Origin of the sequence: uncultured Polaribacter sp., assembly GCF_947501385.1 — a bacterium.
Lineage (GTDB): Bacteria > Bacteroidota > Bacteroidia > Flavobacteriales > Flavobacteriaceae > Polaribacter.
On sequence record NZ_CANMVP010000007.1, the window covers coordinates 26,272 to 46,939 of the forward strand.

Annotated in this window: 11 protein-coding genes; 9 read left to right on the forward strand and 2 right to left on the reverse strand. The window is 32.2% G+C overall.

Annotated features, from left to right (window positions below; translation table 11 throughout):
• Positions 1-74 precede the first annotated feature (74 nt).
• The gene (locus Q0998_RS06215) at positions 75-965 is read left to right on the forward strand and encodes a DUF4835 family protein (protein ID WP_299667688.1); all 891 of its coding nucleotides are present in this window, start codon (positions 75-77) and stop codon (positions 963-965) included.
• Between the two features lie 10 nt (positions 966-975).
• Here the strand turns inward: Q0998_RS06215 and Q0998_RS06220 are convergent, their stop codons facing one another.
• On the reverse strand, positions 976-1,194 hold the full coding sequence (locus Q0998_RS06220) for a helix-turn-helix transcriptional regulator (protein ID WP_299667690.1): 219 nt from the start codon (positions 1,192-1,194) through the stop codon (positions 976-978).
• Positions 1,195-1,755: 561 nt separating this feature from the next.
• Between Q0998_RS06220 and Q0998_RS06225 the strand changes: the two genes are divergently transcribed.
• The 8 genes from Q0998_RS06225 (at position 1,756) to Q0998_RS06260 (ending at position 10,883) form a co-directional block, all read left to right on the forward strand.
• On the forward strand, positions 1,756-2,244 hold the full coding sequence (locus Q0998_RS06225) for a hypothetical protein (protein ID WP_299667692.1): 489 nt from the start codon (positions 1,756-1,758) through the stop codon (positions 2,242-2,244).
• Positions 2,245-2,296: 52 nt separating this feature from the next.
• Entirely contained in the window at positions 2,297-2,503 is a 207-nt protein-coding gene (locus Q0998_RS06230) for a hypothetical protein (RefSeq protein WP_299667694.1), read from the forward strand.
• A 68-nt stretch (positions 2,504-2,571) separates the two neighbouring features.
• Entirely contained in the window at positions 2,572-3,483 is a 912-nt protein-coding gene (locus tag Q0998_RS06235; RefSeq protein ID WP_299667696.1) for a carboxypeptidase-like regulatory domain-containing protein, read from the forward strand.
• Positions 3,473-5,635 (forward strand): peptidase domain-containing ABC transporter, encoded by a 2,163-nt coding sequence (locus tag Q0998_RS06240; RefSeq protein ID WP_299667699.1) that lies wholly within the window; start codon positions 3,473-3,475, stop codon positions 5,633-5,635. The genes Q0998_RS06235 and Q0998_RS06240 overlap by 11 nt, the downstream gene beginning before the upstream one ends.
• A 44-nt stretch (positions 5,636-5,679) precedes the next feature.
• Complete coding sequence (recN, locus tag Q0998_RS06245) at positions 5,680-7,338, forward strand: DNA repair protein RecN (protein ID WP_299667701.1); 1,659 nt, start codon at positions 5,680-5,682, stop codon at positions 7,336-7,338.
• A gap of 120 nt (positions 7,339-7,458) precedes the next feature.
• Positions 7,459-8,265: an SDR family oxidoreductase gene (locus Q0998_RS06250; protein ID WP_299667703.1), complete on the forward strand. Its 807-nt coding sequence runs from the start codon at positions 7,459-7,461 to the stop codon at positions 8,263-8,265.
• A 286-nt stretch (positions 8,266-8,551) separates the two neighbouring features.
• Entirely contained in the window at positions 8,552-9,526 is a 975-nt protein-coding gene (locus Q0998_RS06255; protein WP_299667704.1) for a glycosyltransferase, read from the forward strand.
• A 37-nt stretch (positions 9,527-9,563) separates the two neighbouring features.
• Entirely contained in the window at positions 9,564-10,883 is a 1,320-nt protein-coding gene (locus Q0998_RS06260; protein WP_299667707.1) for a sugar MFS transporter, read from the forward strand.
• Between the two features lie 216 nt (positions 10,884-11,099).
• Here the strand turns inward: Q0998_RS06260 and Q0998_RS06265 are convergent, their stop codons facing one another.
• The gene (locus Q0998_RS06265; protein WP_299667709.1) at positions 11,100-20,582 is read right to left on the reverse strand and encodes a LamG-like jellyroll fold domain-containing protein; all 9,483 of its coding nucleotides are present in this window, start codon (positions 20,580-20,582) and stop codon (positions 11,100-11,102) included.
• Positions 20,583-20,668 lie beyond the last annotated feature (86 nt).

Consider the following 20,668-nt stretch of genomic DNA (forward strand, 5'->3'; position numbering starts at 1 on the left):
ATGTCTCCTCGAGCGCAGTCGAGAGGTTTTAATGAGGTCTCGACTGCGCTCGACCAGACAGTAAAAACAAAAAAGTGCAAAAATATATATTTATCTTCTTACTATTCCTTTCAATTGTAAGCCTAAAGGCTCAAGAATTAAACTGTTTGGTTACCGTAAATTCAGATCAAATAGCAGGTTCTAATCAGCAAGTATTTACCACATTGCAACAAGCGTTGAATGAGTATATCAATCAAACAAAATGGACAGATAGAGTTGTAAAACCAGAAGAACGTATCAATTGCGCAATGACGGTGTTGATTACTTCTAGAAACAATAATAATTTTACAGCCACCTTGCAAGTACAATCTACAAGACCTGTATACAATTCTAGCTATGCCTCGCCAATATTGAATATAAAAGACAACGAATTCAATTTTAAATACAATGAATTTGATCCGTTAATTTACAATAAAAACGCTTTTGATAGCAATTTGATTTCTACCATCGTTTTTTATGTGCATGTAATTTTAGGAGCAGATGCAGATACTTTTGCTTTAAACGGAGGAGATGCTGAGTTAAAAGAAGCACAAAATGTAATGCTGCAAGCGCAACAAAGTGGACTCTCTTCCTGGCAAAATGTGGTTGGAAAACAAAACAGGTATTTATTGATTGATAATTTATTGTCTCCAAAATTAAAAGCCTACAGAAGTACTTTGTACAATTACCATAGAAAAGGATTTGATAATTTAGTAGGTGCAAAGTCATCTGCACAACAAAGTGTAGAAGACAGTGTTATTGCATTGGGAGCTATTTATAATAAAACGGTTGGGAATTATTTAATTCGATTGTTTTTTGATGCCAAAGCAGATGAAATTGTAAGCCTCTATTCTGAAGATGCCAAAACAAGAAACAAACAACGTTTGATAGAAACGGTAAGAAAAATTTCTCCTAACAATAATGCTAAATGGAGAAAGTTGAATTAATACACTATTATTATTCTAAAAAACAATGAACATCTACTTCTAAAATTACGGCTAATTTTAAAATAACAGCTAGTTTTAATTTTGTTTTACCATTTTCTAACTTATGGTAAGCAACCTGCCCGATGCCCAATCTGTCACCAACATATTCTTGAGAGTATTCTTTTTGTTGTCTTAGGTTTCTTATTTTAACGATAATTCCTTTTACCTTTTCTTCAATTATAGTTTCCATATACATTATTATTATTATTATTATGCGTTTAGGGACACCTTTTTTTCTTAAAAATAAAGAAAATGTGTATACGGCGCAATCCCTGAAAACAGTATATTTTTTATATCCCTGAATTCAGGGATAGTTGACCCTGAATTCAGGTACTCTAAAAAGTAATAAGTCTTTGTTGGTGAAGGTTTAGTAGGTGTATTTTTTTATTATATTAAGTGAGTTTTAATTTCAGCTTTATAAAATTTTGTTTTTTAAAAGCACCAATTAACTGCAATTTTAGAATATGTATCCCTGAATTCAGCGACTCTAAAAAGTAATAATTTATAACTTTTTGGATATTGACTTGTTATCTTTTCTGTTTTATATTTATAAAACAATATTAGAATTTATTTTTAATTTTAATTTAGATCTTAATCTTAATGTTTGTTCATTAAAGAAGAAATGAAAAGAAAATATATAGTCATAATCTTCACTTTAATTATTCTTGTTTTCGCATTGCAGTATTATTTAATAACTTCTTATATAGATAAACTGTTCCAATTTACTACAACAGAAGTTAAAAGTGAGGTAATGAATAATGAGACAGAACAATTTAAAGTGTATCTAGTTGAAAATTTTGTTTTTATACTTCTTCAGAGTATAGCAATGTTTTTTTGTCTAAATATTGGGTTTTTATATTTCAAAATTAAGGTAAGTTTAAGAAATATATTAAATATAATTACTCTCAGTTTTCTATCTGTTTTAGTGTGCCAACTTTTAATTATAACAATTGTAAAATTAAATAATTGGACATATACAGTAGGTTCAATAAACTCTGTAAATGACATGCTAAATTTAGCAAATTTTATAAACGTTGAAGAAACAGCACCTTGGATTAAATTATCATTGACAAGTATAAATATCGAACAAGTTATATTAATTATAATATTAGGAATAGGAATACACAAAATATTAAATATTAAATATAATAGAGCATTTTCAATTACCGCAAGAACTTATGGTATAAGTATTCTATTATGGTTTGTATTTGCTATAATTATGGAAATGAATTTTAGTTAGCTATCAATTGACGTCTAGATAGAAAAGGTTTACTTATTTGCCTTCACAAAAAATGGGAAATATTATTAATAATTTTAAATTCTATAAAATGAAAGAATTAAATTTAGAAAAATTAGCAACTCTTCAAGGAGGAGACTTTTGGAGTTCAGACAATCAGTGTTCACAATTAAGTGACGGTTCATATTACCGACAAAGGGTAACTTATCGTTTCTGGGTGAAAGGAGTTAGTCGTAGAAGTATTTCTGACAATCCTTGCTAGATTATTAACAATAAATTTTCAAGGGTAGATTAGTCAATCTATCCTTGAAAATATTAAAATTAAATTATATGAAAATTATAAAATATTTGATAATATTACTTTTAAGTAATTCATTTTTTATTCATTCACAAAATTCAAATAAAAGATATATAATTATAGATTCTAATACCAATGAGCCTATACCATATGTAGCAATCAAATTTTTAAAGACAAATAAAGGTGTTTACTCTAATGAAAAAGGAGAATTCATTAATGATGAAAAAAAAGATAGTATTCAAATATCGCATCTAAATTATTCTGCAAGAAAAATAAAATTGTCAGAACAATCTTCAGAAATAATCTATTTAAATCCAAAATTAAACGTACTTGACGAAATTAGAATAGAAAAAAATAAACATAAGGAAAAAACCATTGGCTTCGTAAAAAAGAAAAAGAATTTATCTTGGTTTATCAAACCCAAAACAGAATTAACTACACTTATAAAATATTCAAAAAAAATTAACAACTCTGAAATAAAAAAAATTGTTTTACCAATTGGAAAAAAAACTTTGGTGAAAAATAAAAAATTATCTTTTAACAATATTTTTAGAGTTAATTTATATTCTAATATAAATAACAAACCAGGTGTATCTTTATTAAAAAAACCAGTAATCATAAGTATAAATCAAGACTCAAAAGATATTATAGAAATTAATGTAGAAAAATTTGGTGTTAATTTCCCTGTAGAGGGAGTTTTTGTTGCAGTAGAAATGATTGGTAAATTAGACATTAATGGAAACGTTTTAAACGAAACTAAAAACATACTGCCTGCGTTTATGTTTACAGATAAAAAAAGAAAAAATATAATATCATCCTCTTTTATAAAAACTGTTTTCGGTAACAATAAGTGGATTAAAATAGATGAATATTATAAAAATGTTCCTGATATTTCAAAATATAATATGGCTGTTAGTTTAGAGTTGTTGGTTTATGAAAAATAATTACTTTAAAAAAAATCATACAAAACACCACGACCAATCAGATTGTGGTGTTGTTTGTTTACAGACAATTCTAAAATATTACAATAGTAATTATTCTTTAGAAAAATTAAGAGAATATAGTGGTACTACAAAACAAGGTACAACTATGCTTGGCTTAATGCAATGTGGTAATAAAATAGGGTTAGAAATTAAAGGCTACGAATCAACAATAGAAGCTTTAAAAAAAAATAAAATCCCTACTATTTTACACACCCTTTTTGAAGAAAAATTACAGCATTTTATTGTTTGTTTTGGTTATGATTATAAAAAGGGAAAGTTTTTAATCAGTAATCCTACAAGTTCTAAAATAGAATATATCAATGAAAATGAACTAGGATCTATTTGGCAATCTAAAGCCTTATTACTTTGTAATGAAACAGAAAAACTTTTAAAGAAAGAAGTAGAGAGTAAACAAAAATGGCAATGGATATATGAGTATGTAAAAGAAGATTTAAACTTACTTTCAATGTCCTTATTTTTAGGAATTATTTTAGCAATTTTAAGTTTAGCAACTGCTGTTTATTCTCAAAAATTAATAGATGTTTTGTTACCTTCAAATGACAGCTTTAAAATTACAGCAAGTATTTGTCTATTATTTTTCTTATTTAGTATCCAAGTATTCTTTGGTTATTTAAGAGGTTTATTCTTAATACGTCAAACTAAAAGTTATAATATAAGAGTAATTCACTTTTTTTATAATAATCTACTAAAACTGCCAAAAATGTTTTTCGACACTCGAAAAATTGGAGATATGGTAGCAAGAATGAACGATACAAGTAGAATTCAAAGAACTATTTCAAAAATAATTGGAAGTATAGTAATAGATATATTATTAGTTATAATCGTTTCAATAGCAATATTTAATTACAATACAACTCTAGGCTATATTACATTATCATGGATTCCTTTACTAACAGTAGTTGTTCTTTTTTTTAGTCCAAAAATAAAACAACAACAAGAAAAGGTAATGCAGTCCTATTCTAGAAATGAAAGTAATTATATAGATACTATAAAAGGAGTAGAAACTATTAAAAATAATAACAAAGAAACTTTTTTTGCAAAAGAAACAAACTCTATTTATAAATTGTTTCAAAATGCAATTTATGATTTAAACCGTTTAAGTCTAAACTATGCAACAATAAGTGAATTAATCTCAAATTTTTTTATAATAGGAACACTTGGTTATAGTGTTTATTTAGTTTTAAATAATGAATTAACAGCGGGTGTAATCATCGCAATTTTACAATTAGTAGGTATGTTAATGGCTTCAACTTCAAATTTAGCTTTAGTTAATATTGAGATTCAGGAAGCTAAAGTAGCATTTAACAGAATGTACGAATTTACATCCATAGAAGAAGAAAATAAAGGAAGTATCAATATATCAAAATTTAATTCTTTAGAAATTAAAAATCTTTCATTTCGTTTTGCAGGTAGAAAAGAACTCTTTAAAAATATTAATATTTCCGTAAATAAAAATGAATATATCGCAATCGTTGGTGAAAGCGGAAGTGGTAAAAGTACATTAGGGCAAGTATTACAAAAATTTTATCCTTTTGAAAATGGAGAAATAATCGTCAACAATGAGCATAATCTACCTAGAGTAGATACAGAAGATTGGCGTAATATTATAGGTGTTATTCCACAAGATATTACCATATTTAGTGGTAATGTAGTATCTAACATTCTATTAGGCAAAGAAGATACACCTGAAAACATTCAGAAGTTTTGTAAAGAATACGGATTTACTGAATTTATCAATAGTTTGCCCCAAGGATTTGCTACAATTTTAGGAGAAGAAGGTATTAATTTATCTGGTGGTCAAAAACAAATCATTGCATTCATGAGAGTTTTGTATAAAAAGCCTCAATTAGTACTATTAGATGAATTTACATCAGCAATGGATAGAAAAACAGAAAAATTTGTGCTAAACTTATTAAAGAGGCTAAAATCTGAATTGTCCATTATTTTCATTTCTCACAGATTGCACTCACTACCTCAAATAGCAGACAAAATTTATGTTTTAGAAGATGGTACAACTGATATTCAAGGAAGTCATCAGCAATTGTTAGAAACTTCAAATTTTTATAGTGATTATTGGAAAGAGTTGGTTTAATAAAAATAATTTTCACTAATTTTAACTTCTAAAAATTAGAGAACTTGCTCACACAATTATCCATACATAATTACGCTTTAATCAATCAATTAAGTATCGATTTTTCATCAGGATTGTCTATCATTACTGGGGAAACGGGTGCTGGAAAATCAATTTTATTAGGTGCTTTAGGCTTGGTTCTAGGAAATAGAGCCGATTTGTCTTCTCTAAAAGATACTTCACATAAATGTATTGTAGAAGCAAAGTTGGCCATTGCTAATTACAATTTAGAAGATTTTTTTAAAGAAGTAGATTTAGACTACGAAGCAGAAACCATTATTAGAAGAGAAATTCTACCTTCAGGAAAATCTAGAGCTTTTGTAAACGATACTCCAGTAACATTATCGGTTTTAAATGAACTTAGAACACAATTAATAGATGTGCATTCTCAGCATCAAACGATGCAATTGTCAGATCATAAATTCCAATTTGCTATTTTAGACGCATTGGCTAAAAACCAAGAGCGAATTGCCTCTTACCAAAGAGGGTTTCGTCAGTTAAGTCAGTTAAAAAAAGCGTTAATTGCCCTAGAAACTCAACAAAGAGAGGCGAACCAGCAATATGATTATAATTTGCATTTGTTTACTGAGTTAGAAGCAGCAGCCATTAAAGTTGATGAGCAAGCTACCTTAGAAACTAGTTTAGAAAAGCTAAATAATATTGAAGATATCCAACTGAATTTATCAGAATCTTTAGAAATTTCTGTAAATGAAGAAATCGGACTTCAAAATTTATTAAATTCTTTAGCATTTAAACTCTCTAAAATTGCTCCTTTTTCAAAAGAATATCAAGATCTATTAGAGCGAATTACCTCTGTAAAAATAGAGATGGATGATATAGTTGCTGAATTAGAAAATGCCAATGAGAATGTAGAATTTAATCCGACGGAAGCCGAAGAAATTAACGACAGATTGCAACTCTTATACAATCTTCAAAAGAAACATTATGTAAATTCTAATGAAGAATTGTTAAAAGTTTTTGAAGATTTGTCTGATAAAGTGCGACAAGTTGAATCTGCAGAAGATGCATTGAATAAGAAAAAAGAGGAAATCGAAAACATCTCAAAAAAACTAGATATTGTAGCAGAAAAAATAGCGAAGGCAAGAAAAACGGCAATACCCAAACTAACAAAAGAGCTAGAACTGCTATTAACAGATTTAGGAATGGCAAATGCGCGTTTTTCCATCAATATAAAACCTACAAATAATTACTTTTTAAATGGAAAAGACGAATTAGAATTCCTCTTTTCAGCAAATAAAGGGGGTAGTTTTGGTGAACTGAAAAAAGTAGCTTCTGGTGGAGAATTATCGAGAATTATGCTATCTGTAAAAAAAATACTATCAGAAAACACACAACTGCCCACCATTATTTTTGATGAGATAGATACTGGAGTTTCTGGCGAAGTTTCTAACAAAATAGCTGCAATTATGCAACAAATGAGTGCCAATATGCAAGTAATTGCCATTACGCATTTGCCCCAAATTGCAGCAAAAGGAAGCCACCATTATAAAGTCTACAAAGACGAAATTAAAGGAATAACCACCACCAATTTAAAACAATTATCCACAGATGAACGCATTGTAGAAATTGCAGAAATGTTGAGCGGAAAAGATATCTCAGATGCCGCTTTAACACACGCAAAAGAACTATTGAGTAGCCCCTAAATCCCCAAAAGGGAACTTTTAGCTACTTATGAAAAATAGTAGAATATTTACAAATAATTATTCTAATAGATTCTTAATAATCAGAATAATAACTAAATACTAATCACTAAAATTCTAGTCATGTACAACTTATTAAAAGGAAAAAAAGGCATCATTTTCGGAGCGTTGAACGAACATTCTATTGCTTGGAAAGTTGCAGAAAGAGCACATGAAGAAGGTGCAGCATTTGTGTTGACAAACGCACCCATTGCCATGAGAATGGGCGAATTGGCTGTTTTGGCTAAAAAAACGGGTTCTCAAATAATTCCTGCAGATGCAACTTCTATAGAAGATTTAGAAAATTTGGTTGAAAAATCGATGGAGATTTTGGGTGGTAAAATCGATTTCGTTTTACACTCCATTGGGATGTCTGTAAACGTGAGGAAAGGCAAACATTATACAGATCCAAAATACGATTTCACGACAAAAGGCTGGGATGTTTCCGCAGTTTCTTTTCACAAAACAATGAACGTTTTATACAACAAAAAAGCCATGAACGAGTGGGGGAGTATTGTTGCATTAACCTATATGGCAGCACAACGCGTTTTTCCCGATTATAATGACATGGCAGATAATAAAGCCTATTTAGAGTCTATTGCACGTAGTTTTGGTTATTTCTTCGGTAGAGATTACAAAGTACGTGTAAATACTATTTCTCAATCTCCAACACCCACCACAGCAGGAAGTGGCGTAAAAGGCTTTGATGGTTTTATTGCGTATGCAGAAAAAATGAGTCCGTTAGGAAACGCCACTGCAGCAGATTGTGCAGACTATACCATTTCTCTATTCTCAGATTTGACAAAGAAAGTTACTTTACAAAACCTGTTTCACGATGGTGGATTCTCAAACATGGGCGTTAGCGATGCAGTTATGGAGAAATTTGAATAGTTTTAACAGAATGTCACCTTGAGCGGAGTCGAAAGGTTTTATTTTATTTGAAGCTATTTCCTGCTTTCGCTACTCGCTTTTTTCGTTCCTCAAAAGAGCTCAAACAAACCGCTCAATCAGGGCTAAAATTTGTTTGCTAATTTTTCAAAAACTAAAAGATTTATTCATATTTTAAAGTCGGGATTTTTTTCGAAATAAAAACTTACGGCTTTTTTTATTTTTCTACATTTACACGATAGAAAGTTTTAAAAGTCATTCAACTTTGAAACTTTGAAACTTTGAAACTTTGAAACTTAATTTTTCCATAATAATTCCCGTTTACAACCGTCCACAAGAAATTGACGAGTTGCTAGAAAGTTTAACCCAACAAGATTTCTCTGATGATTTTGAAGTCTTAATTATTGAAGATGGTTCTGATAATGCTTCAGAAGCAATTGTAAATACCTACAAACACCAACTTGATTTAAAATATTTTTTTAAAGAAAACAGTGGTGCAGGAGCAAGCCGTAATTTCGGAATGCAGAAAGCTACGGGCAATTATTTTATTATTTTAGATTCAGATGTTATTGTACCTCCTCAATACCTATCTGAAGTAAAAAAAGCATTAGCAACTAATTTTACAGATGCTTTTGGTGGGGCAGATGCTGCGCATGAGAGTTTTACTTCGTTACAAAAAGCGATGAATTATTCGATGACCTCGGTTTTAACAACTGGTGGAATTCGAGGAAAGAAAAAAGCCGTTGGAAAATTTCAACCCAGAAGTTTCAATTTAGGGCTGTCGCAGACAGCATTTAGCAAAACACAAGGTTTTTCTAAAATGAAAAATGGGGAAGACATTGACTTAACCTTTCGTTTATGGGAAAACGAATTCGAAACACAATTAATTGCAAAAGCGTTTGTATATCATAAACGTAGAAGCAGTCTACAACAGTTTCTTAAACAAACCTATGGTTTTGGAACAGCAAGACCTATTTTAAATAAAAAGTATCCAAAGACTGCTAAAATTACGTATTGGTTTCCTAGCTTATTTATCTTATTTTTAATTGTAAATTCTGTTTGGGCTTTTTTTGGATATCATCAATTTCTATATTTTTATTTGGTCTATTTCATTGCAATTTTTATAGATTCTTTACTTTTAAATAAAAATTTAAAAGTTGCTTTTTTGAGTATCATTACTTCTCTCACTCAGTTTTTCGGTTATGGAATTGGGTTTTTAGTATCACAGTGCTATGCTAAAAATAAAAACTTCTTAACGTCCTGAGAATTACTATAAAATAATAATTTAATAAATTAGAACTATGTCAACAACTAGAAACAACAAATCTTACAAAAGTGCTTTTATTTTTTTAACCACCTTATTTTTCCTTTGGGGATTTATCACAGTGCTAGTAGACAGTTTAGTACCTAGATTAAAAGACGTCTTTGAAATGTCTTATGCAAAAACAGTTTTAGTACAATTTGCTTTTTTTGTTGCTTTTTTTGTATTCTCGTTACCAGCAGGTTTTATCTTATCTAAAATTGGATACAAAAAAGGAATTGTATTGGGTTTATTAACCATGTCTTTGGGGTGTTTACTGTTTTATCCAGCCGCAGCATACAGAACGTTTACTGTCTTTTTAATTGGATATTTTACTTTAGCAGGTGGAATTACCATTCTGCAAGTTGCTGCAAACCCTTATGTAGCTTTATTGGGAACCGAAGAGGGAGCAAGTAGTCGCTTAAACTTGTCACAAGCATTTAATTCTTTAGGAGCAACCATTGCACCTGTAGTTGGTGCTTTGTTTTTATTAAGCGATTCTGTAAAAACTTCTGATGAAATTAAACTACTTAGTGAAATAGATAAAACAAACTATTATGTTGCAGAAGCAACAACCGTACAAACGCCTTTTTTATTGATTGCTATTTCCATTGCTATTTTAGCTGTTGTATTTGCTTTTATAAATCTACCTAAAGTAATGCAAGAAACTCCAAAAGGAGGTTATTTAACATTGCTAAAGAACAAATTAATGCTCATGGGAGCCTTAGGGATTTTTGTGTATGTTGGAGCAGAAGTCTCTATTGGTAGTTTTTTGGTAAATTATTTTGCTGATATGAATCTAGCAGTCATAGTTGCAGAAAATGAAAGCATGATGAACATTGCCAATACAATTGCCAGTTTTTTTAATCAAACGTTTTCAGGATCTGACCCAAAATCTTTATTAGGAATCTTTGTTATATTTTATTGGGGAGGCGCTATGATTGGGCGTTTTGTTGGCGCCTATTTAACTAGAATAATGTCTCCAGGAAAAGTGTTGAGTATTTTTGCGTTTTTAGCCATTGCAATGATTTTAATTTCTATAAATACTTCGGGTCTAATTTCTATGTGGTCTATTTTAGCTGTTGGTTTGTTCAATTCAATAATGTTTCCAACAATTTTCACCTTGAGTTTAGAAGGGTTAGGAGATCTAAAAGCGCAAGCTTCTGGTTTGTTATGTATGGCAATTGTTGGTGGCGCAATTATTCCTTTTTTCTTTGGAAGTTTAATTGATGGTTTCGGATTTAAAAGTGCTTTTATTTTAACCATTTTATGTTATGCTTATATTTTGTTTTTCGGAAGAACGAAATCTAAAAAAGAGTAAAATTTAGATCATATTATCAGAAAATATAAACCCCGAAGCAACTAAATGCTTCGGGGTTTATATTTTATAGACTAATTCATGTCATTCCAACCGCTTGATAAAAATTTTTTTCTCGGGTCTCGAACAGACAATAACCAATAATTCAAACATCTAATAAACAGTATTTTAAAATTTGCACTTAGTATGTATTTAACTACTAACCTCTATAAAAAATTATTATTCGATAACTACTTTTTTAGACAGTTTGCCAGTAGCAGTTTCGAAATTGATAATATAAATACCTGCAGTAAGTTTATTCACTTTTAACCTGTTTACTGGAGTATTGTCTAGGTTTTTAAAGGTATTTATTTTTTGTCCTAAGATATTAAAGAGGGCTACTTCTTTAATTTGAAGTAAATTGCTATTCTGAATTACAATCTCTTTTAAACCATTATCCATAAATACGGTTAGTTCTTTATTTAAAGGATTGTTAGCATCTACAGATAAAGTTGTCTTTTTCCCAAATGTGATAAAGAAACGATCTGTATAGATGCCTTCAGCAATTGTTAATTCTAAAGGATCTTTATTTAATGTATAATAGGTATCGGTTAATTTATCTAACAGATACACATCTCTAGTGATGTTTCTAATTTCATCAATTTGAATAGATTTTACATCATCATTACCCACTGCAATGGTCACAGGAACTTCTAGTTTGTCTGTAATTTCAGCGACTCCTGCAATGACTAGTTTTCTTTCCTGCAGTTCAGGAAATTGCCAATACAGATCATTCTCACCAACATCAAATATCTCACTGTCATATCCATTTTCATACCCAAATGAATTGCCTCTTCTAAAAGAAATTCCTATTTGTCTGTGTAAGGCTACAAAGTCTGAAGTAGTTCTGTTAAAACCTAATTTTAATACTGGTAGTAAATCTATTTCCTCTTCATTTTCATTTAGACTTTTATTGACTTTTTTCTTTTTTTCAGTTTTAAAGAAGAAAGTTCCGTTATTGCCAAGGTAATCATCGTTTTTAAAATTTCTTTGCGAGTTTTCAAATCTTAGCGTTCCTCCATCTGTATCTGCTCTTACAAAAAATCCTTGTGCTACCGCAATGTATCTATTAGGTGCATGATACGTTCCGTCTCCTAAACTAGGCAAACCACCTTTTGTAAATTCAATATTATCTATGACTAAATTATAAGGCCTGTCTGTAGTGATTGTAAAAGTGCTAACATCTGACCAATTCAATATAACTTCTTGCCCTGAATTACCCGATAATAATTGCGTCTTTACTGTCTGGGAGTTGTTAGGAGTTAATGTAACTGTAGGGTCTGAAGCTGGAAAAGAAGGTGCATCATTGTATAAAAATATAGTGTTTAAATTCACGCTGCTATCAAAAGTTACTGTGATATCATAAGTATCTGTGCTTCCATCTGATTTTGCAATGATGTTTGCTGTTGTACCACCTACACTGGCTGCATTAGCATCTAATACAATGGTATTGTTAGAGAAAGTTACTTTAGCTTCTATACCTTCTACAGTTTGTGTAACATTCGTTGTATTATTTATGGCAGTTGCCCAATCATACACAAAAGCACTTGCTGTTGGCACACCGTTTGCTGCAATTCCCATGGTTAAATTTCTTTGAGAATAGCCACCATAATAGCCCGCAAAAGTATGCCCAGAAATACCCTCTGGTTCTGTATCTTCTCCTGTATGCTCCCAGAAATACAAGGTACCTTCTATAGCATCTATATTGGTGTTTATAAAATCGGTTGCATCTAAAGCACTTGGGTACGGATTTCCTACCAAACTAGCTGTATTTCCTGTTATAGGAAAACTAATAGAACCATCATTAGGCGTTCCTACAAAGGTGAAATTTTGTGGACTCTCTCCAGTACTTTTCATTGTGTAGCCTCTTGCTCTGCTAATGGCACCGTCTTCTTTTTTTCTAACATAATTTGCAGATTGTTCATTGTCTGCTGCTGGATCATTTAAATTTGTATAAATCCAGTAATTTGCAATGGTAATTGGGGTAACACCAGCAATACCAGCGGCACCATTTAATCCTCTATTAGGAATACCCGCTTGATCTAAAGAAACAAAATTGATGTCTGTAATAGGCGAGGTTTCTGATGTTGGCGTGTTTCCATCTTTCATCACTTGCCCAACTCTAAAGGTATTTAAACTTAATTCTCTTACAGGAGAAGTCCAATAATGGTATCGGTATACGTTTGGCACAACTGCCTTTTGATCTCTAAATAATTTACCAACGCCTTCTACATTAGACAAACCAATATGAGTTTGCAATAATTGCCCGTCACCTTGCAATCTTACTTCACCATCTAAGATAAAATCTTCATCAAATTCTAAATATCTTTCATTTGGAATCATTAATTTTGAACCAGATTTTACCCAGACACATTCTACTTCTACGTTTTCTGTAAGTAAAGCATTTTTACCTGAGGTTTGGGCGTCTATAACCATCACTTTGTCTCTATCTGCCACCGCTCTACTTGGAACACCCGCAGTAATGATACTATTACCACCAGACCAAGCACCAAAATCTCCAATATCTCCTTGCCAGAAAATACCGTTAACTTCTGAATAAGTAAAATATTTTACACCTTCAAAGTTATAATCTACTGTATAAACATTTGTAGAAGGGTCTAAAATAGTGGAAGCAATTAAAGGAATGTATTCTACATTGGTGGTCAAAGAGGCATCATCTGCAACTTTAAACACTTTTAGTGTATTGTTTGTTGTAAGTGAATTATCAATTATTGTTCTATCAACTGTAATTTGAGTTTTGCCCACATTACCATTCTCAACAACTTTCCAAGTTCTACCAATGGTTTTTTCTGGAGCACAAATTAATTCTGTTTCAGTAGTTGTGTTAATAACACCATTGTTATTCCCCCAAACTAAGAAATGCTTATTAGCCGTAAACGTATTTGTATTTAGTGCATTATTGTTAGCGATAGCTTTTAAACCAATGGTAATAATGGCATCTGAATTTATAGACTTCGATTGTTTTTGATTTAGCACCATCGCATCATCTCTACCAATGCCAGCAACATCAAAATGAAAAGCACTTTCAGAATCCCAAATTTTGGTTGATTGATCTTGTAAGATATAATCACCTTCATTAATAGCTCCAGAAACTACTTCATTAATAATTGCATCACCATCTGCGTCATTAGATAGCGTAATACCATATTTAATGGATAAATAACTTTCTATCTGTTGCTGTTTTAATTGAGAAGGCGTTTCATTAATAATAATGATTTCTGCTAATTGACCATCAAAGAAATCTGAAGCATTGTTAATGCTTCCTAAATCAAAATTATCGTCCAAACCATTAAAACTAATTGCTTGGTTCTGTGTTCCTAAAACTGATCCGTTTTTAGAAATAGCTTGATTGGTTCCTGAAGGAGCTGAACCTGCTGTATTTGTTGAACCTAAGGTATACAAACCAAATTCTCCCACTAAATTAGGTACTACTTCTGAATGGTTTGTATTACCATTACCAATTTGCTGATTTACATCACCAGAAAAAATACCCGTAACATAATTTCCACCAGAAACTGTTTCGTAAGCAATTCCATTGGTGGTTGCTGTGTTTGGGTTGATAACAAAATATGTCCAAAGATTCGTATAGCTAGTTCCCCCCAATATACCATCAAGAATTCTCATTCTATCATTTGTTCCGTCAAAATTAATAGTAGGGTTAAAGTTTACACCATTGTCAATTTTAGAAGGTGCTACGCCAGATGCTCCTGTAGCAATAAAATTGCCTTCAGATTGGTCATCCCATTGTGTAACAGTTGTGGTTCCTGTAACATCGATGTCTGCACGCAACCATAAAACGTTACCTGCTGTACTTGGAGTAACTACACCTGTTGTATCATCTCTATAATCGACATCTCCTGTAGTATTTATATCAGAATCTTCATCTGGTAAATTTACAGAAGGATTGTTAATTTCATCATTTACATCATACCCATCATTTTTATTAGCTCCTTCAAAATTATCATCTAAACCATCTCCATCTGTGTCTATGCCACTTATAACATCATTTGAATCTCCATTTTCTTCGATATCTGGTTTGCCATCATTATCTGAATCTGTATCTAAATAATCTGGGGTATCAATTGTATCATGATTATTAGGTGAAGATAAATTGACACCTGTAACACCAGCACAAGGAGCACAATCAGTATCGTAGGCATCGTCTAAACCGTCATTATCTGTATCTGCACCAGAAGGAGCAACGTAACCTAAAGTTGTTTGTGCTTCTACGTTGTCTGGAATACCATCATTATCAGCATCGATATCTAAACTGTTTGGAACGCCATCACCATCATTATCACAACCCGTTAATGTCGCTTCTGTTTTTATATCTGCAGAAGAAAAAACAATTGCATTGGAATACCTTGCAGCGTCTATTAAACCTGAATAATTAGAATTACCAGTGTTAATACCCGCAGAATTGTTATTTGCTATTGAACCGCCTATACCACCATCTCCAGAATGTGATGGAATATCAGTAAATCCTGAATCAAAAGTAGCTGAAACACCATTTAAATAAACGGTTAAAACGCCATTATTATAAGTTGAAGCAACATGATGCCACAAGCCTACAGATAACGAAGTTGGATGAGCAATATTTCTTTGATTGCTAGATTTTCTAATAGAATACGTTAATATACCATTATCTATCCATAAAATTGAGCCATGTGTACCACCACCTTCTTCATAAATTATAGTTTGCCCTGATACACTTGTTGGTTTAATCCAAGCAGAAAAACTTATTTCCCTGTAAGAGGATTCCATAAAGCCACCATCTATGCTATACCTTACTTCTTGATTATTTCCATCAAAACTTGCTGAATGAGTTCCTTGAATTGCATCTGTTGAAAAAATTGGTGTAGCAGTGCCAGAACCAGCGTCAAATGAATTTATACCATCATTTAATGTATTATCTAAGGTCCAATAGGCTTGAGGCGAAGTTACAAAACTTGCTATTGGTGAGTCGCAGCCTTGATTTTCTACATAATCAGGAACTCCATCATTATCATCATCAATATCATTTGTATTTGCAATGCCGTCACCATCTGTATCTACGCCAACTACAGCATCTCTGTAATCTAGATCTCCTCCAATATTTACATCTGAGTCAGCATCATTAAAATTGTCATTTTGTGAGCTATCAAAAGTTCCATTAACGTCTTTATAATTATCGCCATCACCTTCACCTAGACCATCGCCATCAGCATTACTTACACCATTGTCATCTAAAGAATTGATCAATCCATTTAAACCAAAATCTGCAGGGACACCGTCTGCAACACCGTTATTGTCTAGGTCTGTTAACCCACTGCCTGATTCTACAATATCAAAGTCGCCTTCATTGTCTGAATCTAAATCTAAATAATCTGCAACTGCATCACCATCTGTATTTACAGGGGTTAAACCTGTATCATAAGCCAAATCGATGCCTGAAATACTGTAATTACCCGTAGGAGCAATGTACCCTAAAGTAGACTGTGCCTCTATATTGTCTGGAATACCATCATTATCTGCGTCTAAATCTCTAAAATCGGAAACTCCATCATTATCAGTATCTAAAGGCGTACAAAAAGAAATATCACCAATGGCAATATCTTGCTTGTCTGTTAAGCTTCCAGTACTCGCATTTTCGTACATAATCTGAATTTGTGTAATCCATTCAGTAATGGTATTATTTGGATTAATTACAATATTCGAGCTTGTTGCACCTGTACCTTGAAAAGTATTGGTTGCTATCAAGGTATTTGTAGTGCCTAATGTATAATCTGTTGTAGCTAATTCATAAGTAGTACCATCTTGTTTTGTGAGAATTACTTGAACTTGATCTGTAGCGGTTGTTGCTACATCTTGATTGACGTCATACAAGGTAAAAGAAACTCCATAAACGGGTGCGCTAAACACCAATCGATGTCTAGAAACGGCACTTGCTGAAGCTCCTTGATTTAAAGTATAAGAACTATTGGTAGTGGTAGCATCATTAATGCGATATTCACTTTCACTCGCAACGGTTGTAGTTCTTGATAAAGTTACAGTAACATTATTGACTTTTTTTGTATTGTCTGCTAAAATAGGATCATCTCCTTGATCTATTACTGTACTGTTGGGATTCGTGTCATATAAAGTTTCCCAAATAAAAATAGGGCTTCCTGAGGGAGTACAAGCACCAATTTCAATATCATCTAAAATACCATCATTATCATCATCTAAATCGAACTCGTCACTAATGCCATCATCATCGTAATCAGTCGTAAACGTATCATCTCTATAATCTACATCACCAGCATTAAAAACGTCACCATCTGCATCTGGGAAATTATCTGATTGCGAATTGTCAAAACTTCCATTTACATCATTATAATTATCACCATTGTCGTAGTCATTATCTAATCCATTATTCCCATAAATTCCTGAAAGTGTTATTCCTGCTTCGGAATTGTCTAATATTCCATCATCATCTGAATCTATATCTAAATAATCTGGTTTTGAATCGTTGTCTGTTTTTCTTGGAGTTAAACCACCAATATATTCTGTATCAACACCGTTAGCATCATACACGCCATCTGGTGCAGCATATCCTAAAGTGGTTTGTGCTTCGATATTGTCTGGAATTCCGTCATTGTCTGAATCTAGATCTAAGAAATTTGGAATACCATCAGCATCTGTGTCTAAACTAGCTACTACACCATTTACGATGGTAGAGCCATTTGCTGCAGCATAGTCTGGATCTTTGTAATTTAAAATACCATCATTGTCTGAATCTAGACTTGGGTCTGCTGTTAAACATGCAGGTTTTGTAGTTGTTGTTAATGAATTTACATTTATATTAACAGTAGCAGCAGATCCACCACTTCCAAAAACGGGATTGGCTCCACTTGCAAACACAGAACTACCATCTAGAAAAACACTATAAGAAGCTGTACCGTTTTCGTTATCACCATCAGAATTGTCATTTAAACCATCACCAAATGAGTCACTAATTGTAAATACATACGTACCAGTACTGGTTATTTCTACAGGAACACTAATTACATCATTAGCATTATTATATGGTCCACCAGAAGCTATGTTTGCACCACCACCGCTAGGGGCTAATGTCCAAGTAGTTTCCTCTTCAAAACTGTCTAAATCGATATTAATAGTAATAGTGGCTTTAGATGTTGTCACTGAACTAGCATTACATAATTCTATGGAATCTAAAATACCATCATTGTCATCATCTAAATCTGTTAAATCTTCGACGCCATCACCATCATTATCAGAAAAAACAGATGTGGCATCTCTCCAATCTATTTCATCTCCAGAAGGATTGTCTGGGAAGTCATTAAACGGTGTATTGTCATAGGTTCCGTTTACATCGGAATAATTATCTAAACTTTCAAAATTTCTGTCTAAACCATTTATACCATAGGTACCGTCTAAGATTGAATTTGATTCTAACCTGTCTGGTGTGCCATCGTTGTCTGAATCTAGGTCTAAATAATCAACAGCATCAGTACCATCTGTATTTGTAGGATTTATGTAGGTTGCTGAAGTACCTCCAACAACATTTCCATCATAATTGTCATCTAAACCATCATTGTCTAAATCAGTAAAAGTTGTGGGAGCTATATAATTTATTGTTGTTTGTGCCTCTATATTGTCTGGAATACCGTCATTATCTGAATCTAAATCTAAATAATTACTTGTTCCATCTCCATCTACGTCGTTATTACAATTATTCGTATCTAAGATACCAATAGCATCTACTTCAAAATCTGTAACACTTGGTGGATTTGCTTTTGTTATTTGAAGATACCTAAAGGCAGAAGTTGACGTTATAATGTCTGTTTGAAAATTAGCTGTTTGATTTGATTGTGGAGCATTTGGGTTGTTTGTATATGTGGCATTATCAACAGATTCATTAATTACAGGAATTGCTGTGCCCGTTTGTCCTGGTTTTTTTCTCCAAGTAATTTGATATTGAGTTCCTGCAGGATATTGTTCACCAAAATCTAAAACAAAAATATTTCCATTGGTATTTATTTGCGCAAAATTTTCATCGGGAACACCTGTTAAATTAGCACTATCTACAATGCCAGTCTGTGATGTTACTATTGCATTATAATCTAAGCAATTTTCTAAATAATCTCTAATACCATCATTGTCACTATCTTTATCTATATTATTGGGAACACCATCAAGATCTGTATCTAAGAAACCAGCTATTGAAATGTCTCTCCAATTGACGTCATTAGGTAGCCCTAAGTTTGCGTTATTTCCATCATCTGGAAAATTATCTGTTTGGGTGTTGTCAAAAGTACCATTTACATCTTTATAATTCCCACCACTGTCATGTGTGCTGTCTAATCCATTTATACCAATGGTTCTACTTAAAACTAAGTTTCCTTCTATGGTATCTGAGACTCCATCTTCGTCTGAATCTAAATCTAAATAATCTGGGTTATCTGTAATAGCAGCACTATCTGAATTTACTGGAAAGATAGCTGTTCCAGCAGTTCCACCAATAATTTCAGGATCATAATTGTCGTCTAGACCATCACCATCTTCGTCTGTAAAACCAGAACCAACGGCACCACTTGGAGCGATATAACCGTTGGTAGTTTGTGCTTCTATATTGTCTGGAATACCATCGTTATCTGAATCTAAATCTAAATGATTAGGTACACCATCATCATCAAAATCATAGACGTCAGGGATTCCGTCTTGATTGAGATCTTCATAATCTGTTATTGAAGTGTCATCAGGATCTGGAGATGCGCTTAAATTATCATCTCGAACATCTAAATAGTTAGGCAATTTGTCATTATCTTCATCACCAAAAGGATCGTACATAATGCCGCCAGATGTAGTCTCATCTATATCTAAAATACCATCATTGTCATCATCTACATCATCAAAGTCTGGTACACCATCATTATCTGAATCTAGTTCTTTTAATGCGTTTAATTCAATAGCTATTTGTATCGTTTGTAAGCCTTCATAAGGAAACCCGCCTGATATGGCATCTGTTCCTGGATAAAATGATAATTCCATATTTCCACCAGATGGTTTTCCTATAAAAATTACCGATTTTGTGCCCCAAACATCTTGAGGTATTTTTCTGATGGGTTGTCTACCGAAGCCTTCAATTTCATAATCGAATTCTTCCATATAATTTCCTGCATAATAACTTCCTGTAGGGCTAGAACCGTCATTGTTAGATTTTGTAGTAAGGGTGTAGATATTTAAACGATAGACTTTACCTGCAACCAAACCGCTCATAGTTGTCCTTATCGATTCTTCTACACCATTTGGATCTGTTCCATCTCCAATGTCTCTCAAAGAAATCCATGTTAGGTCTCCAGTAGGAGGTAAAGGTAAAGTGTTTACCCAAGAAGCACCGCCACCAACACTACCTTGTCCACCTGCATTTGTTCTATTTGAAATGTCTGGTGTACCACCGGTGTCTGTCCAACCAGAAGGTGTACAGTTACCACATATATTTATAGCAGAACCTGTACCAGCAATTGTTTGTGAAAAAGAAATATGTGAAAAAGTGATAAAAAACAAAAGTAAAGTTGTTGTTATAACTTTTTTTGTTTTGTTCTTTGTTGAGTATTGAATTCCCCCAAATTCAAAAACTCTATTAAACGTTTTGTTCATAGATTACATTAGCAAATAAGATCTTGGGGGATCTTCTGCAAACATACTATTTTTTACTCAATTAAAAAGTTATTTATACTGTAAAC